This is a genomic window from Bradyrhizobium barranii subsp. apii (genome assembly GCF_011516635.5).
Lineage (GTDB): Bacteria > Pseudomonadota > Alphaproteobacteria > Rhizobiales > Xanthobacteraceae > Bradyrhizobium > Bradyrhizobium barranii.
This window is the reverse complement of record NZ_CP096255.1, coordinates 3,505,009-3,521,388: the sequence shown is the minus strand read 5'-3', so window position 1 is coordinate 3,521,388 and position 16,380 is coordinate 3,505,009. Positions and strand designations below refer to the sequence as shown.

10 protein-coding genes and 1 pseudogene are annotated in these 16,380 nt (G+C 64.8%); 8 read left to right on the top strand and 3 right to left on the bottom strand.

Annotated features, from left to right (window positions below; genetic code table 11):
- Positions 1 to 6: 6 nt before the first annotated feature.
- On the bottom strand, positions 7 to 3,321 hold the full coding sequence (locus HAP41_RS16755) for an adenylate/guanylate cyclase domain-containing protein (protein WP_166099619.1): 3,315 nt from the start codon (positions 3,319 to 3,321) through the stop codon (positions 7 to 9).
- 290 nt (positions 3,322 to 3,611) lie between these two features.
- Here HAP41_RS16755 and HAP41_RS16750 point away from each other — a divergent pair, with 290 nt between their 5' ends.
- Positions 3,612 to 4,862, top strand: coding sequence for an MFS transporter (locus tag HAP41_RS16750; protein WP_175618111.1), 1,251 nt, complete (start codon positions 3,612 to 3,614; stop codon positions 4,860 to 4,862).
- On the opposite strand, the gene HAP41_RS16745 is transcribed toward HAP41_RS16750, so the two are convergent.
- Positions 4,859 to 5,533 carry a Crp/Fnr family transcriptional regulator gene (locus HAP41_RS16745; RefSeq protein WP_166105954.1) on the bottom strand — a complete coding sequence of 225 codons (675 nt, stop codon included), beginning with the start codon at positions 5,531 to 5,533 and terminating at the stop codon, positions 4,859 to 4,861. The two genes, HAP41_RS16750 and HAP41_RS16745, sit on opposite strands and share 4 nt — an antisense overlap.
- Before the next feature lie 335 nt (positions 5,534 to 5,868).
- Here HAP41_RS16745 and HAP41_RS16740 point away from each other — a divergent pair, with 335 nt between their 5' ends.
- The 6 genes and pseudogenes from HAP41_RS16740 (at position 5,869) to HAP41_RS16715 (ending at position 13,146) form a co-directional block, all read left to right on the top strand.
- Positions 5,869 to 6,690 (top strand): ABC transporter ATP-binding protein, encoded by an 822-nt coding sequence (locus HAP41_RS16740; RefSeq protein WP_063986231.1) that lies wholly within the window; start codon positions 5,869 to 5,871, stop codon positions 6,688 to 6,690.
- Positions 6,687 to 8,617, top strand: a pseudogene (locus HAP41_RS16735) (AMP-binding protein). Before HAP41_RS16740 ends, HAP41_RS16735 begins: the two are co-directional and overlap by 4 nt.
- Positions 8,618 to 8,840: 223 nt before the next feature.
- Positions 8,841 to 9,734 carry a branched-chain amino acid ABC transporter permease gene (locus HAP41_RS16730; RefSeq protein ID WP_166099625.1) on the top strand — a complete coding sequence of 298 codons (894 nt, stop codon included), beginning with the start codon at positions 8,841 to 8,843 and terminating at the stop codon, positions 9,732 to 9,734.
- Between the two features lie 3 nt (positions 9,735 to 9,737).
- Complete coding sequence (locus HAP41_RS16725; protein WP_041960455.1) at positions 9,738 to 10,811, top strand: branched-chain amino acid ABC transporter permease; 1,074 nt, start codon at positions 9,738 to 9,740, stop codon at positions 10,809 to 10,811.
- Between the two features lie 46 nt (positions 10,812 to 10,857).
- Positions 10,858 to 12,141: an ABC transporter substrate-binding protein gene (locus tag HAP41_RS16720; protein ID WP_166099628.1), complete on the top strand. Its 1,284-nt coding sequence runs from the start codon at positions 10,858 to 10,860 to the stop codon at positions 12,139 to 12,141.
- 165 nt (positions 12,142 to 12,306) lie between these two features.
- On the top strand, positions 12,307 to 13,146 hold the full coding sequence (locus tag HAP41_RS16715; protein WP_166099630.1) for an ABC transporter ATP-binding protein: 840 nt from the start codon (positions 12,307 to 12,309) through the stop codon (positions 13,144 to 13,146).
- Positions 13,147 to 13,149: 3 nt separating this feature from the next.
- Here HAP41_RS16715 and HAP41_RS16710 read toward each other — a convergent pair whose 3' ends face one another.
- Complete coding sequence (locus tag HAP41_RS16710; protein ID WP_166099632.1) at positions 13,150 to 14,301, bottom strand: AGE family epimerase/isomerase; 1,152 nt, start codon at positions 14,299 to 14,301, stop codon at positions 13,150 to 13,152.
- An 86-nt stretch (positions 14,302 to 14,387) separates the two neighbouring features.
- Here HAP41_RS16710 and HAP41_RS16705 point away from each other — a divergent pair, with 86 nt between their 5' ends.
- Positions 14,388 to 15,611: a phenylacetate--CoA ligase family protein gene (locus HAP41_RS16705; protein ID WP_166099634.1), complete on the top strand. Its 1,224-nt coding sequence runs from the start codon at positions 14,388 to 14,390 to the stop codon at positions 15,609 to 15,611.
- The last annotated feature ends 769 nt before the right edge of the window (positions 15,612 to 16,380 follow it).

Below are 16,380 nucleotides of genomic sequence, written 5' to 3'. Positions count from 1 at the left end.
TATGACCTAGTCAAGAAATGGCAGTACGATCAGCCCGGCGGGATCAAGCCCGTGGCGGGCGCAGACATCATGCGCCAGCGCGAAATATCGGTCGGCCTCGGGCATGTCGCCTCGATCAAGGCTCAGCGTGGCGAGACCATCATAGCATGGAAAGAGCTGCTGCGGTTCGCCGGTTTCGTTCGCCACCTCGATTGCCTCATTGTAGCAAAGGGCGGCCAGATCGGGGCGGAAGTGGCATTGATGGATTTGCCCGAGAACGATCAGGGGCACAGAGAGATGTTCGCGCTGATCGAGTGCCCGGTCGATTTCGATCGCCTTCTCGGCAGCCGGCACGCCTTCCTCGGTACATCTGTCCGTGAAGGTGCAACACGCAACGGCAAAATTGGCAAGGAGGCGTGCCTGGAAGCCGAGATCCCCGATCCGACGCGCGACATCGAGTCCACGCCGGCAGACCTCCACGGCTTTCGCCGGGTCGACAATCGTGTAGAGCACACCGAGATTGGTGTAGCCGCGGCAGGCTACGTTAAGGAAGCCGGCTGTTTCGGCGGCCGCAACACTTTGCTCCACCTCGCGCACTGCCTCCTCGTGTCGTCCAAGCCGCGCCAGCGCAACGCCCTTGGTGTTGAGGGCCTCCGCAATCGCACGTGCGGCCTCGGGCCCACTCTGCTCGTCCGCGTCCGCCGGTACGGACCGTGCATAGCCGAGCGCCTCGTCCGCCCATCTTGCGGCGGCGACGTGATCGCCGGTCCGAAACGCGAGACGGCCGCGCTCCTGCAGGAGATGCGCCCACTCGATGGGCGCGTCGGTCCCTCCAAGCAGGTTGGCCGCCTCGGCGTAATGCGTCTCTGCCTTGATCCGCTTGCCGGCGTCCCACAGCAATCGGCCAAGCTTGCGAAGAATTCGTGCTTCGCCGATACCGTCCTGTAAGGCGCGGTGCCCCTCCAACGCGCTCTGATAGTGCTCCTCGGCTGTGTTCCGGCGGCCAGCCGCGCCACAAAGGTCCGCAATCCGCTCGTACAGGACCAGACGTTCCGGCTCCCGTTCGCCGCCGGTCAACAGTACGGCGAGGGCCTGTTGGTAGAGACGGATGGCATCGTCGTTCGCATAGCTCGCGCGTGCCCGATCGCCGGCCGCGCGCAGATAGCGTGCGCCTTTCGGCTTGCTCGCGCTCAGACTGAAGTGATGTCCGAGCAGTATGAGATCTTCGAGGCGCTCGGGCTCATGGCCATAGAGCCTCTCCAGCGCCCCGCCGATCCGTCCATGAAGCTCGATCCGGCGCTGCAGAAGCAGGTTTTGATAGATCACGTCCTGAAGCATGGTTTGCGTGAAGCGGTAGGTTCGCAGTGAAATCGAGTTCGCGCCCGCGATCTCCTCGATGATCTCCGCGTCGCACAGAAGCTCGAGCCCTGCTTCAACCCTTGCTGGCTCGGTTGCCGCCGCACCGAGTGCAACCGCATCAAAACGCGGGCCGATCACGGCGGCCTCCTGTGCCAGGCGGCGCACCTGATGCGGCAACCGGTCGAGACGCGCCAGCAACAACGCCTGAATGCTTGCCGGAATATCGGCGGCCGCTTCATCCGACTTGATCCGCCACTGCGCGCCGTCGCGCTCGAGGGTGCCGACTTCGATGAGGCCGCGTATGATCTCCTCGAGGAAAAGCGGATTGCCGCCGGCGCGATCGAGGATTCGACCGAACAGACCTCCCGGCGGTTCACGCCAACCGTGACTGAAATAGGCCGCGAGCAGCCCTTGTCCGTCGGCGTCGCCAAGCGGGGGCAGCCGAAGGGTTGTGTGACTGATCCTGCTCGAACCGAACTGGTCCAGTTCCAGCATCGGCCGATGCGTAAACAGCAGCATCAGCCGCGTCCGCTCCAGTCGGTCCATCAGGAACCGCAACGCTTCAAGCGAGACCGCATCGGCCCAATGCAGATCCTCGACGATGATCAGCAGTGGCGACAGTGCCAGGCGGCGTTCGAAGACGGTGCGAATCGCGAAGAATATCTGCCGGCGGAGCTGTTCGGGCTCGACATGCCTGAGGGCGGCGTTGGGGTCGCCGAGGACGTGCAGATAGAGGGGCATCAGGCGGTCGGCCTCGTCGGTCGCGAGGCCAAGCTCCGACAGCGCTTCGGCGACCTTCGCCTCCGCCTCTACGGCTCCCGCCTTCTGCGCGATGCCATAGGCGCTACGCAGCACGGCGGCGAGAGTGCCGTAGGATTGTTCGCCGAGCGGCGAGCACGCCGCGTGCCGGATCGCCACGCCGGCGAATCGATCCTGGTCGCGGATGCGCGCGACGAACTCGCTGACCAGGCGCGTTTTCCCGATGCCGGCTTCGCCGACCAGCCGCACCAGTTGAGCCGCGCCGCCGCACGCGCGATCAAGGCTGCCGATCAGGCGCGCAAGCTCGGCGTCGCGCCCGATCAACGGCGCATTGAGGCCCAGCGTGTCGAGACCGCGCGCCGCACGGGGCGTGTCGAGCGGCTCCTTCAGACGGTGGACCAGCACGCTGCCCATCTTGCCCTTGAGCGAGACCTCGCCAAGCGAGTCATAGGAGAACGCATGCCGCGTCAGACGGTGGGTCAACGGCCCGACCAGCACCTCGCCCGGAGCCGCCATCGACTGTAGTCGCTGGGCGGTATTCACCGTGTCGCCGGTCACCGAATAGGATTTGGAAACACCCGCCCCGAGCCCGCCCGCGACGACGTGCCCTGTGTTGATGCCGACATGGAGCAGCAGCGGTGAACCGGCATACGCCTCCGCGCGTTCGCTGAGGCGCGCCGTCCGGCCGATCATGTCGAGGGCAGCGCGCATCGCCCGCTCCGGGTCGTCCTCGTGCGCCGCCGGCGCACCAAACAGAGCCAGCAGCGCATCGCCGATGAATTTGTCCACGAAGCCGCCAAAGCTTTGCACCGCGGCCGTCAACTCCTCGAACAATTCGTTTTGAAGCGTCTGCAGGACCTCGGGGTCGAGCCGCTCGCTCATCGCAGTGAAGCCGCTGAGATCAGCAAACAGCACGGTGATGGTGCGGCGGTTCGCCTCGCTGTCGATCTTGTCCGACGGAGCTCGAAATGCGGCTTGAGCCTCCTCCGCCGGCACGAGCGGCGGAGAGGAGGACTGGATCGGGAGCGTCGTCTGGCTCGTCCGCGCCGATGTCTGCCCGCCTGTGGGGACCTCAGCGACGAAGGCACCGCATTTCGGGCAATAGGCGAAATCCGGCGCGCATGGAAAGCCGCAGCCAGGGCACGCGTTCGGCTGCTTCGTGCCGCACTTCGGGCAGAAGGCAAAGCCGCTCTGGACCTCTAAACCACAGCAAGAGCAGTTCATGGGTCAAGACCTCGCGGAAGCCGCGATGGCGCGAGTTCCTGGACCTGCCGAATGGCCCCAGGAACCAGGCAAGCATGGGCTCGTCACACGGGAAGAGCAAGCGGTGGTTGATCACCCGCTCCGTATCGGCTAGGCGACGAAGCGATGCTGCGGGCGCACTGGCGCACCGCAAATCGTCGGCAAGCATGGCGGCATGCGGTAGCGCCAATTGACAGAGGCATGGCCGGGGCTACCCTGCCAACAGAAGAACAAAAATAAGGGGGAATCGCCGTGAAACCCGTCATCGCATCTTGAGCACATCCGCACTCGCGCCATTCCGCATCCGCAATTATCGCTTCCAGTGGCCGTCCGATCTGCTCACCTCGTGGGCGTTCGAAGTGGAGACGCTGGTGCTCGGCTGGTACATCATGGTCGAGACGGGCTCCGTGCTGCTGCTCACCGTGCTTGCGTCGCTGCAGTTCGTCGGGACCCTGGTCGCGCCGGTGCTCGGCATGATCGGCGACCGGATGGGTCATCGCGACCTCCTGGTCGTGATGCGCCTTGCCTATACCGCGCTCTCGTCGACCATCATGGTCCTGGCGCTGACCGGTCATTTGTCGCCGCTGAGCGTGATGATCATCGTCGCGCTCATGGGCCTGATCCGCCCCTCCGATCTCGGCGTTCGCGGCGCGCTGCTTGCCGAGATCATGCCGCCCGAGCAACTGGTGGGCGCCATCAGCGTTGCGCGCACGACCCAGGACAGCGCCCGCATCGCCGGAGCGCTGACGGGCGCAGGTCTGTTCGCCGTCCTCGGCATCGGCCTCGTTTATGTGGCGATCGCCTGTCTGTATCTCGCGGCCGCACTTCTCATGCTCTGCCTGACCCGGCCGAAAAGGACCGTCACGACGAGCGATCTTCCGGCGAACAGCCACGCGGTCTCGCGATTGCTGGGCGACCTCAAGGAAGGGATCGTCTATGCCTGGAACGGCCCGGGAATGCGCGCGGCGCTGTGCGTCGCCTTCCTGGCCAATCTCACCGCATTTCCCTTCACCGGCGGACTATTGCCCTACATCGCGCGGGACATCTTTCATACCGACCAGACCGGCCTCGGCTATCTCTCGGCGAGCTTCGCCGTGGGCTCGCTGATCGGCTCCATCACGCTCAGCCTGGTCAGCGGACTGCGCATTGCCCGGCTTCTCATCGGCGCAACGCTGGCCTGGTACGCCATGCTGCTGGTGTTCGTCGAGATCAGGACCATGCCGGTGGCGATGGCCTGCCTCGTTCTCGCCGGCATCGCCCAGAGCATGTCGATGATCTCAGCTGCCGTGATCCTGATGCGGACGGCGAGCGCACACCTGCGCGGCCGCGTCATGGGCGTCCGCATGATGGTGATCTACGGCCTGCCGCTCGGATTGCTCGCGGCCGGTAGCCTGATCGACATCATCGGCTATTCCGCGACGGGCTCGCTCTACGCCGCCGCAGGCTTCATCGCGATGCTGGCGATCGCGATCCGCTGGCGCGCCGACCTCTGGCCGGTCCACGCGCCGGCAAATGCGCGCTAGTCCCCGTAGCCGCGCAGCCGCTCGACATCCAAAATGGTGACGCCGCCATATTCGAGCCGCAGCAGCCCCACCTTCTCCAGCCGGTTCAGCGCGCGGTTGGCGTTCTGCCGTGACATGCCCGAGAGCGCCCCGATCTCCTCCTGGGTGATTTCCAGATGCGCGGTCGACTCGGGATAGAGGATCGGATTGAACAGCGAGGCGATGCTGCGCGCGAGGCGTGCGGTGGCATCCAGCGTGCGGTTGACCTCGAGCATGCCGATGAACTGGCCGAGCCGCTCGTTGAGCTGACGCACCAGGAAGCGGTTGAAGCCGACGCTGTTCTCGAACAGCCACATGAAGCCGCTGCGTTCCATCAGCGCGACGCGGCTGTCGCGCAGCGCGACCACGTCGTAGCGGCGCGGCTCGTTCTTAAGCACGCTGCCCTCGCCGAACCAGGCCCCGGCCGTCAGCCCCGCAAGGCTCGTCTCCTTGCCGTCGCGCGAGACCCCGCCCATCCGTGCCAGGCCGCTCACCATGCCCGCCCAATAGCTGAACGTATCGCCGCGCATGAACACGGTCTCACCGGTGCGGTAGGACCGTTCCGTGATCCCGGTGCGGGCGACCTCGATCTCCGCGTCCGTGAGCTCGCGCGACAAGGCGGCGACCCGCTTCAGTTGATCCTCTGAAATCATGATGCCGAAGCCAGCCGCACCGTTCGCCACCCAATCTCTCTGCTGCACTGCAACACGACCACTTCGACCACCATCCGACGAAAGAAAGGCCACTCCCGCCTGAAAAAACTTTGTCGCAGAATTGTCAGGCGGGAGACATTTCAAAATAGCGCTTTCCCCTATTGAGGACCACCTTGGGCGATGCGGCTTTTGATCCCGATCGGGAGCAAGAGTGGTGCGGCGCCGGTCGAGACCAATAGCTGCATGGCCTCACCGGCACGGCCGTACTAGGATCGCCCGACAGGAACGGACGAAGAGCGCCGCTGAATGCGCCATCACCGGGAGGGATTTGTTTGGTGGCTACCAGTCTCGAAGTGCGCGGCGTGTCCTTGCGATTCGGCGGCGTCCGTGCGCTGACCGATGTCAGCTTTGCCATCAATGACGGCGAGCTGTTCTCGATCATCGGCCCCAACGGCGCCGGCAAGACCTCGATCGTGAATTGTATTTCCGGCCGCTACAAGCCGACCGAAGGCCAGCTGTTCTACCGGGGCCGCGACATCACAGGGCTGACGCCGAACGCGCGTCCCACGCTCGGCATCGGCCGCACCTTCCAGAATCTGGCCCTGTTCCACCACATGAGCGTGCTCGACAACATCATGGTCGGGCGCCATCACCTCCTGAACAACAATTTCCTTACGGGATCGCTGTATTGGCTCACCGGCGCGCGCAAGGAAGAGCTGGAGCACCGCCGCAAGGTCGAGGAGATCATCGACTTCCTCGATCTCCAGTCGGTGCGAAAGGCTCAAGCCGGCACCCTCTCCTACGGCCTGCGCAAACGCGTCGAGCTCGCCCGTGCCATGGCGCTTGAGCCGCGCCTCATTCTCCTCGACGAGCCGATGGCCGGCATGAACTTCGAGGAGAAGGAGGACATGGCCCGCTACATCGTCGACCTCAACGAGGAGTTCGGGATGACGGTGGTGATGATCGAGCACGACATGGGCGTGGTGATGGACATCTCCCACCGCGTCATGGTGCTCGATTTCGGCCGCAAGATCGCCGAGGGCGATCCAGCCGCCGTGCTCGCCGATCCGCACGTCAGGCGCGCCTATCTCGGCGAGGAGGACGAGGTGCTGGTCGATCCGGACGATGCTCCTCCAGCGCAGGAGAGCGCGGCATGATGGATTACGCGGGCCGCGTCGCGCAGGCCGACACTTATCCGAAGATGCTGCGCTCAATGCCAGGGAGCACGGCAACGAGATCGCGTTGCGCGAAAAGGATCTCGGGCTCTGGCGCGTCTTCACCTGGAATGACTACCACACCCGCGTACGCGACTTTGCGCTCGGCCTGATCGAATTGGGCTTGGGGCGCGAGGACGTCATCGGCATCATCGGCGACAACCGGCCGGACTGGGTCGCGGCGGAAGTGGCGACCCACGCCATCGGCGGCTTGAGCCTTGGGCTCTATCGCGACGTGCTGGACGAGGAAGCCTCCTACCTCCTCAACTATGGCGAGGCGCAGGTCGTTTTCGCCGAGGACGAAGAGCAGGTCGACAAGCTGCTCGCGCTTGCCGAGCGTGTGCCGCGGCTGAAGCACATCATCTATTCCGATCCGCGCGGCATGCGGAAATACGACGATCCCCGACTGATGTCGGCGGAAGCGTTCGCCGAACTCGGCCGCGGCCGCGCCACGCGTGAGCCGGAGCTCTACGATCGCCTCGTCGATGCCACCAAGGGCGAGGATGTCGCGATTCTCTGCACAACGTCGGGCACCACCTCGCACCCGAAGCTCGCCATGCTCGCCGCCGGCCGCGTGCTCGGCCATTGCGCGACCTATCTCGCCTTCGATCCGAAGGGGCCGGACGACGAATACGTCTCCGTGCTGCCGCTACCGTGGATCATGGAGCAGGTCTACGTGCTCGGCAAAGGCCTCTTGTGCCGGATGAAGATCAACTTCGTCGAAGAGCCTGATACGATGATGAACGATCTGCGCGAAATCGCGCCGACGTTCGTGCTGTTTGCGCCGCGCGTCTGGGAATCCATCGCCGCCGACGTCCGCGCCAAGGTGATGGACGCGACGCCGTTCAAGCAGCGCCTGTTCGACATCGGCATGAAAAGCGGACTCGCCGCGCTCGCAGACGGCAAACGTTCGAGCTTTGCCGACGCAATCCTGTTCCGCGCGCTGCGCGACCGCCTCGGCTTCACCCGCCTGCGTTCGGCCGCGACCGGCGGCGCGGCACTCGGGCCTGATACCTTCAAGTTCTTCCAGGCCATGGGCGTGCCGCTGCGCACGCTCTACGGCCAGACCGAACTGCTAGGGGCCTACACGCTGCATCCCGAGGGCAAGGTCGACCCTGACACGACAGGCGTACCGATGGCCGACAGCGTCGAGATCCGCATCGACAATGCCGACGTCCACGGCGTCGGCGAGATCGTGGTGCGGCACCCCAACATGTTTCTCGGCTACTACAAGAGCCCCGAAGCAAGCGTTGCCGACATCAGGGACGGCTGGATGCTGTCGGGCGATGCCGGCTATTTCAACGCGAACCACCAGCTCGTCGTCATCGACCGCATCAAGGACCTCGCCGAGACCTCGCGCGGCGAGCGCTTCTCGCCGCAGTTCATCGAGAACAAGCTGAAGTTCTCGCCCTATATCGCGGAGGCCGTGGTGCTAGGGGCCGGCCGCGACGCGCTCGCGGCGATGATCTGCATCCGTTACTCCATCATCTCGAAATGGGCGGAGAAGAGCCGGCTCTCGTTCACGACCTACAGCGACCTCGCCTCGCGCCCCGAGGTCTACGCGCTGCTCAAGAAGGAAGTCGAGACCGTCAACGCCACGCTGCCGCCGGCCCAACGCATCTCGCGCTTCCTGCTGCTCTACAAGGAGCTCGACGCCGACGACGGCGAGCTCACCCGCACCCGAAAGGTGCGTCGCAGCGTCATCAACGAGAAATACGAAGGCATCATCAACGCAATCTACCGCGGCGATGCCGACATCCCCGTCGACACCGTGATCCGCTTCCAGGACGGCACCACGCAACGCGTGCGAACGACGCTGCGCGTGGTGGATCTCGGCGGGCATGGGCATATGGCGGAGGCCGCGGAGTGAACCTGCTTCGAACCGAGACCGCGCTGCCAGCCGATGCGCCCTCTCCCCCTGTGGGAGAGGGCATCTCCGCCGCTGGCCACACCCTCGCCCGGGTGAGGGGTCCTCTCTCCGCACCGTCGCGGCCAAGAGAACCCCTCACCCGGCTTCGCTTCGCGAAGCCACCCTCTCCCACAAGGGGAGAGGGTGCACCGTCATCGCTTCTGCATTTTGCGCGGACATCGACATGAACACCGCCTTCCTCATCCAGCTCCTGGTCAACGGCCTCGTGGTCGGCACGCTCTATGGCGTGGTCGCGATGTCGTTCGTGCTGATCTACAAGGCGACGCAGGTCGTCAACTTCGCGCAAGGCGAACTGCTGCTGGTCGGCGCCTGGGTGTGCTGGGCGCTGCTTGCGAAGTACCAGGTGCCGTTCTGGATCGGCATGCCGATGACGCTGGTGTTCATGTTCGTATTCGGCATCGCGATCCAGGTCCTGATCCTGAGACCGATGATCGGCGAACCCATCATCTCGGTGATCATGGTGACGATCGGCCTCTCGACCGTGCTCCAGGCCACGCTGAAATGGATGTTCGGCGTCAATCCGCAACCGTTCCCGCGCGTGTTCGAGAGCCAGTCGGTCAGCCTGCTCGGGCTTCAGATCCAGACCGTCTATGTCATGAGCCTCGTGGTCTCGGTCGCGATGATGATCGGCATGGCCTGGTTCTTCCGCGCCTCCAAATACGGCCTCGCGATGCGCGCCACCGCGTTCAACCAGCAGGTCGCGCAGTCGCTCGGCATCTCCGTCAAGAGCGTGTTCGCGATGGCGTGGGCGATCTCCGCGACAGTGTCGGCGGTCGCGGGCGTGGTGGTCGCCGTCGTCAACGGCGTGTCCTCGGGACTTGCGGCCTACGGCATCAAGGTGTTCCCGGCGGCGATCCTCGGCGGGCTCGATTCCGTCGGCGGCGCCGTGCTCGGCGGCATCATCATCGGCTTGCTCGAGAACATCGCGCAATATGTCGACAGCGAGTATCTGCACTGGGGCAATCTCTACGAGATCGCACCGTTCTACGTCCTCATCATCGTGCTGATGATCAAGCCCTACGGCCTGTTCGGCACCCACGACATCGAGCGGGTCTGATCCATGGCCGGCCCTGCCCTCATCCCTGCTGGTGATTTCCGCACCTCTTACGCGGCGGACACCACGATCTTCCCGACCACGACCAGCCGCAACTTTGCGATCATCGGCGTGCTGTTGCTCTGCCTCGTGCCGCAATTCCTTGGCGGGTACTGGCTCAGCATCCTGATCCAGATCGGCATCTTCTCGATCGCGGCGCTCGGCCTCAACATCCTGGTCGGCTTTACCGGCCAGATCTCGATCGGCCATGCCGCCTTTTTCCTGCTCGGCGCCTTCACCTCGGCCTACATCTCCAACAACGCGCCGATCCCGGTGTTCTTCGCGATCCCGCTTGCGGGCGTCGTCACCGCGCTGGTCGGGCTGATCTTCGGCATTCCGGCGGCGCGACTGAAGGGGCTCTACCTCGTCATCGCAACGCTGGCGGCGCAATATATCCTGCTCGACTTCTTCTCCCGCGCGGAGTGGTTCACCGGCGGCTCGGTGCCGGCCAGCGCCAATCCGTTCTCGATCTTCGGCTTCACGCTGCGCGGCGACCGGCAATATTTCTATGTCGTGCTGGCCTATGTGGTCGCGAGCTACGTTCTCGTCACCAATCTGATGCGCACACGCGACGGCCGTGCGCTGGTGGCGATCCGCGACCATTATCTCTCCGCCGAGATCATGGGCATCAACCTCACCAAATACCGCACGCTGTCGTTTGGGCTGGCCGCCTTCTTCGCCGGCATCGCCGGCGCGCTTTATGCCCACTACCAGCTCGTGGTCTCGCAGGAGGGTTTCGGCATCGAGCGCTCGATCCTGTTCCTCGCCATGATCATCATCGGCGGCACCGGTTCGATCATGGGCACGCTGATGGGCACCGCCTTCGTGGTGCTGCTGCCTGAGACGATGGAATTCATCAGCCTCTACCTGAAGGGTGGCGCGATCGACAAGGCGCTGTCCCTCAACACCAACATCACCTTCCTGCGCGAGATCGCGATCGGAGTGATCATCATCGCGTTCTTGATGTTCGAGCCGGACGGGCTCGCCCATCGCTGGCGACAGATCAAGGCGTACTGGAAACTCTACCCGTTCTCGCATTGAGCACGGGCAACTCGCTAACCAACTAATAAACAGGAGGAGGCAACCAATGAAGACAAAATCCCTTTTGAGCACTGCATCGCTCGCGCTGGCGATCGCCGCATTCTCGGCCGGCGCGCAGGCGCAGATCGCGATCGGCCATCTCGCCGATTATTCCGGCGGCACCTCCGACGTCGGCACGCCCTACGGCCAGGCCGTCGCCGACACCTTCGCCTGGGTCAACAAGAACGGCGGCGTCGGCGGCAAGCAGCTCAGCGTCGATACCAACGATTACGGCTACCAGGTGCCGCGCGCGATCGCGCTCTACAAGAAATGGTCGGCGCCGGACTCGAAGGTCGCCGCGATCATGGGCTGGGGCACCGCAGACACCGAAGCGCTGACCGGCTTCCTCGCCCAGGACAAGATCCCCGACCTCTCCGGCTCCTATGCCGCAGCCCTCACCGATCCCGAGGGCGTCAGCGGCAAGGCCAAGCCTGCGCCTTATAATTTCTTCTACGGCCCGAGCTATTCGGACTCGCTGCGCGCGATGCTGATGTGGGCGGCCGAGGACTGGAAGGCCAAGGGCAAGCCCGGCAAGCCGAAGTTCGTGCACATGGGCGCCAACCACCCCTATCCGAACGCGCCGAAGGCCGCAGGCGAAGCCATGGCGCAGGAGCTCGGCTTCGAGGTGCTGCCGCCGCTGGTGTTCGCGCTCACACCGGGTGACTACAGCGCGCAGTGCCTGAGCCTGAAATCCTCGGGCGCCAACTACGCCTATCTCGGCAACACCGCCGCTTCCAACATCTCGGTGATGAAGGCCTGCAAGACCGCCGGCGTCGAGATCCAGTTCCTCGGCAATGTCTGGGGCATGGACGAGAACGCCGCCAAGACCGCCGGCGATGCCGCCAACGGCGTGATCTTCCCGCTACGCACCGCGGTGAGCTGGGGCGGCGATGCGCCCGGCATGAAGACGGTGATGGAGATCTCGAAGATGTCCGACCCCAGCGGCAAAGTCTACCGGCCGGTGCACTACATCGCCGCTGTCTGCTCGGCGCTCTACATGAAGGAGGCGCTCGACTGGGCCGCCAAGAACGGCGGCGCCACCGGCGACAACGTCGTGAAGGGCTTCTACCAGAAGAAGGACTGGGTGCCGTCGGGCATGGAAGGCGTCTGCAATGCCTCGACCTGGACCGACAAGGACCACCGCGGCACGCTGAAGGTCGACCTCTATCGCACTAAGATCGCGGGCGCGACCGACGGCGACCTCAATGACCTCATGGCCAAGGGCACGATCAAGCTCGAGAAGGTCAAGACCATCGAGCTGCCGCGCAAGCCGGAACTGCTGGGGTGGTGAGCCCGGCTTTCACCACGCACACAACTGTCATCCCCCGCCTTGTGCGCAGTGCGCACTGGAGCGGGGGATCCAGTACGCCGCGGCCTCTCGAGTGAGGCTTCGACATCTCTGGAATACTGGGTCGCCCGGTCAAGCCGGGCGACGACACCGAGAGAGTAACTGACCATGAGTGAAACGGCTCACATCGAGCGTCCCTCCCCAACCGCCGTGCCCGCACCGCCCCTCCTCGCCGTCCGCAACATCGAGGTCGTCTATGACGACGTCATCCTGGTGCTGCGCGGCCTCAGCCTCGACGTGCCCAAGGGCGCGATCGTGGCGTTGTTGGGGGCCAACGGCGCCGGCAAGTCGACGACGCTGAAGGCGATCTCGGGGCTGCTCAAGACCGAGGACGGCGAGGTCACGCGTGGCGAGATCCTGTTCGAGGGCTCCGCCATCGCCGGCATCGATCCCGACAAGATCGTGCGTCGCGGCATCTTCCAGGTGATGGAGGGCCGGCGCATCGTCGCCGACATGACGTCGCTCGAAAACCTCAAGCTCGGCGCCTTCACCCGCAGGGACCGCGAGGTCGATGCCGATCTCGACATGGTCTTCAACTATTTCCCGCGCCTGAAGGAGCGCACCGGCCTTGCCGGCTATCTCTCCGGCGGCGAGCAGCAGATGCTCGCGATCGGCCGCGCGCTGATGGCGCGGCCGAAGATGATCTTGATGGACGAGCCGTCGATGGGCCTGTCGCCGCTGCTGGTGAAAGAGGTGTTCTCGATCATCCAGAAGATCAACCGCGACCTCGGCGTCACTATCCTGCTGGTCGAGCAGAACGCCCGCGCCGCGCTGTCGGTAGCGAGCCACGGCTACATCATGGAACAGGGCAAGGTCGTGCTCGACGGCACCGCGGACGAGCTGCGCGACAACGAGGACGTCAAGGAGTTCTACCTCGGCGGCGCCGGCGATCAGCGCAAGAGCTTCAAGAACCTCAAGAGCTTCAAGCGGCGCAAACGGTGGCTGTGAAACTCAGCTCAGCACCTGCTCCGCTTCCGTGACTGCGCAGAGAACATGATAGAACGACGACGCAGGAATGGTGTCGACCAGCGATTTGCCGTCGCGATCGAACTGGTCGTACCAGCCGCCCTTCACGGGATGGCTGAGATAATGCCGTTCGAGCCGCACCAGCGCGGCGCGCGCCTCGTCCGCAGCGCCCGCCTCGCCGGACTCGGCCTGCGCGATCCACGCCTTGGCCATCTCTGTCTGCGGCCACAGCCGGCGCGTGCTGCGACGGATGTTGCCGTTGGCATCGCCCTCGTCGACCAGGCACCCCGTGGCCTCATCGCGATAGCGCAGCGCGGTGGCGAGCAGTTCGGCGCGACGCTGTCCGGTCGGGCAACCCGTGATGCGTTCAAACCCTTTCAGCAGCCAGACCCACTCGGCCTGATGGCCGGGCTCGACGCTGACGGGCTCGATCTTGGACCAGTCCTCCTCGAAATACTCCGTCAGGATCCGATTCTGCTTGTCGTAGAGATTGGCGAGGAACAGCGCGAAGAACTCGCCGGCGCGGTTCTGGAACGACAGATCGTGGGTCGCATCGAAGCACGCGATCATCGCCTCGAACAGATGCATGTGCGGGTTCTGCCGGCGCGGCAGCGAGACCGGCAGGCCTTCATGCACGCCGCCATGCGGCGAGCGCAGATGGCCGTCGAGGAAGGCGAGCAGCGCATCGATCTCGGCGCGAATTTGCGCATCCTGGTCGAGCCCGTAGGCGGCCGCGAGCGCAAACAGGATGAAGGCGTGGTCGTAAGCATCGCGTCGGCCGTCCAGCACGGCGCCGTCCGGCGTCAGCCGGTGCACGTAGCCAGGCCGGCCGTCGGGCGCCTTCGCTTTGCTGAGCAGATGCTCCAGCCCCTTCAGCGCGATGTCGCGCCCCCCAGGGTACCAGCCCATCTGCGCCGCCTTGGCGTAACAATAGATCTGGCGCGCCTGCACGAGCACGCGCCGCGGTGCGGCCGTGTCGGCCGTGCCGTCACGGTGCAGCCGGTCGACGAAACCGCCTGCCGCATCGTCCCAGCCGACGGACGACCACAGCGGCAGCGCCTCTTCGATCATGCGGCGCTTCAGGCGCGCGACGACGTCCGCCGCCTCGTCCGCCACAATGATGCCTTCGTCCGCCATCGCGTCCTCTCCACGCCTCGATACTGGCCGTCTGATACCCATGCCGGCGGCGGCGTGCAACGGATGCCAACCCGGAAAGACCAGCCATGACCGCCCATTACGACGCCCGCGAGACGCGCGAACCAGCCGTGCGCGAGGCGGAGCTGTTCTCCCGCCTGCCGGACGTGCTGCGCGGCGCAATGGCCGCACCCGCCTACGCCGAGCGGCTGAAGGGCATAGATCCGGCCGCCGTGACCTCCAGGGCGGCGCTGGCGGGCCTGCCGGTGCTGCGCAAGTCGGAGCTGCCGGCCCTGCACAAGGCCTCAGCGCCCTTCGGCGGCTTCGTGCCGGCATCCCCGGGATCGTTCGCTCGCCTCTTCACCTCTCCCGGTCCGATCTTCGAGCCTGAAGGGCGGCAGGCCGATCCCTGGCGCGGTGCGCGGGCGCTGTTCGCGGCCGGGTTCCGCCCCGATGACATCGTGCTCAACACCTTCAGCTACCACCTCACCCCCGGCGGCTTCATCTTCGATGCCTCGGCGCGTGCGCTCGGCTGCGCGGTGATCCCGGCCGGTCCCGGCAATACCGAGCAGCAATTCGAGCTGATCGAGGCCTACCGTCCGGTCGGCTACAGCGGCACGCCGGACTTTCTGAAGATTCTGCTCGATGCCGCAGCAGGCTCGGGGCGCGACGTCTCATCGATCAAGCGCGCGCTGGTCTCGGGTGCGGCCTTCCCTCCCTCGCTCCAAGCCGAGATCAAGGCGCGCGGCATCGACGCATACCAGGCCTTCGGCACCGCCGACCTCGGCCTCATCGCCTTCGAGACCGACGCGCGCGAGGGCATGGTCGTGAACGAGGATCTCATCATGGAGATCGTCAAACCCGGCACCGGCGATCCCGTCGCGCCGGGCGACGTCGGCGAGATCGTGGTGACCTCGCTCGATCCGCACCATCCCTGGATCCGTCTCGCGCTCGGCGACCTCACCGCGGTGATGCCGGGCCCGAGCAAATGCGGCCGTACCAACATGCGCATCAAGGGCTGGATGGGCCGCGCCGACCAGACCACCAAGATCAAGGGCATGTTCGTCCGTCCCGAGCAGATCGCCGAAATCGGCAAGCGCCATCCCGCGCTCGGGCGGCTGCGCCTCCTCGTCACGCGCCAGGGCGAGACCGACGCGATGACGCTGAGAGCGGAAACGGCGGCCGCAAGCAATGCGCTACGGGAGGACATCGCGGCCAGCTTGCGCACGGTGACGAAGCTCGGCGGCAATGTCGAACTGGTCAGCCCGGGCGCACTGCCGAACGACGGCAAGGTGATCGCGGACGAGCGGTGAGCAACCGATCATCCAATGTCCGCCACAGCGAAATAACAGGGAATTTCTCAAAAAAGACGGTCTAAGAACAGGTTCTCACCGAGTCCACGAATATTGGCTAGCCTGCTTTGGGTAATGTTTTCCGCGGCTTCGGCATCGCTGCCGGCACTTTCCTGTTAATGCCAATAACAGGCCGCGAACAGGAGGCGATCTGGATAAAATCTCGCGCCCGCCTTCTCTCCCAACCTTGAGGCATTTGCGCGGACGAGATGAAAATCGAATGCTCGTCTCGAATATCTCGCGATTGCGCAACAGCTTTCCTGTCCTGACGGAGCACGGCCGATCCGGTTAGAGCAAGCCCGAACTCGGCGGACGGAATATGTTGCCGCCATTGAATGGCGTCCGCGCCTCTGGACGCGATCAAACTGGTGGCGCCGCTGCAACACCGCGTTCAAAGCTACGATACTGTCATAGGCAGACTCTTGGCAGGGCCGGAATGTTCAAACTCACTGTCGCAGGACCATAAGACGAATGCACAGTGGTGCCACGGCGGGCGTTGGGGACCTCTGGGACGCGCAAGAGGAAGTCGAGGATAGAGTTTCACATTTGGTAACTTGAGGCGCGCACGTGATCTCATGAATATTTCCTCTCGGTTGCTGCACCATCGCAGCTCTCCATTATCTATCGTCCCGCCAACGATGTTGTCCCTCATCCGCGCAAAGCGGCGACGCTCTCATAGCCGAGCGCTTGCTCAGGTGCTGCTGCAGCGGCGATGTGAAGTCGAGGGGAT

Excerpts from the sequence above, each read along its gene's own strand:
- HAP41_RS16755 (WP_166099619.1), bottom strand. The coding sequence starts at position 3,321 with ATGAACTGCTCTTGCTGTGGTTTAGAGGTCCAGAGCGGCTTTGCCTTC.
- HAP41_RS16730 (WP_166099625.1), top strand. The coding sequence starts at position 8,841 with ATGAACACCGCCTTCCTCATCCAGCTCCTGGTCAACGGCCTCGTGGTC.
- HAP41_RS16725 (WP_041960455.1), top strand. The coding sequence starts at position 9,738 with ATGGCCGGCCCTGCCCTCATCCCTGCTGGTGATTTCCGCACCTCTTAC.
- HAP41_RS16745 (WP_166105954.1), bottom strand. The coding sequence starts at position 5,533 with ATGATTTCAGAGGATCAACTGAAGCGGGTCGCCGCCTTGTCGCGCGAG.
- HAP41_RS16720 (WP_166099628.1), top strand. The coding sequence starts at position 10,858 with ATGAAGACAAAATCCCTTTTGAGCACTGCATCGCTCGCGCTGGCGATC.
- HAP41_RS16705 (WP_166099634.1), top strand. The coding sequence starts at position 14,388 with ATGACCGCCCATTACGACGCCCGCGAGACGCGCGAACCAGCCGTGCGC.
- HAP41_RS16710 (WP_166099632.1), bottom strand. The coding sequence starts at position 14,301 with ATGGCGGACGAAGGCATCATTGTGGCGGACGAGGCGGCGGACGTCGTC.
- HAP41_RS16715 (WP_166099630.1), top strand. The coding sequence starts at position 12,307 with ATGAGTGAAACGGCTCACATCGAGCGTCCCTCCCCAACCGCCGTGCCC.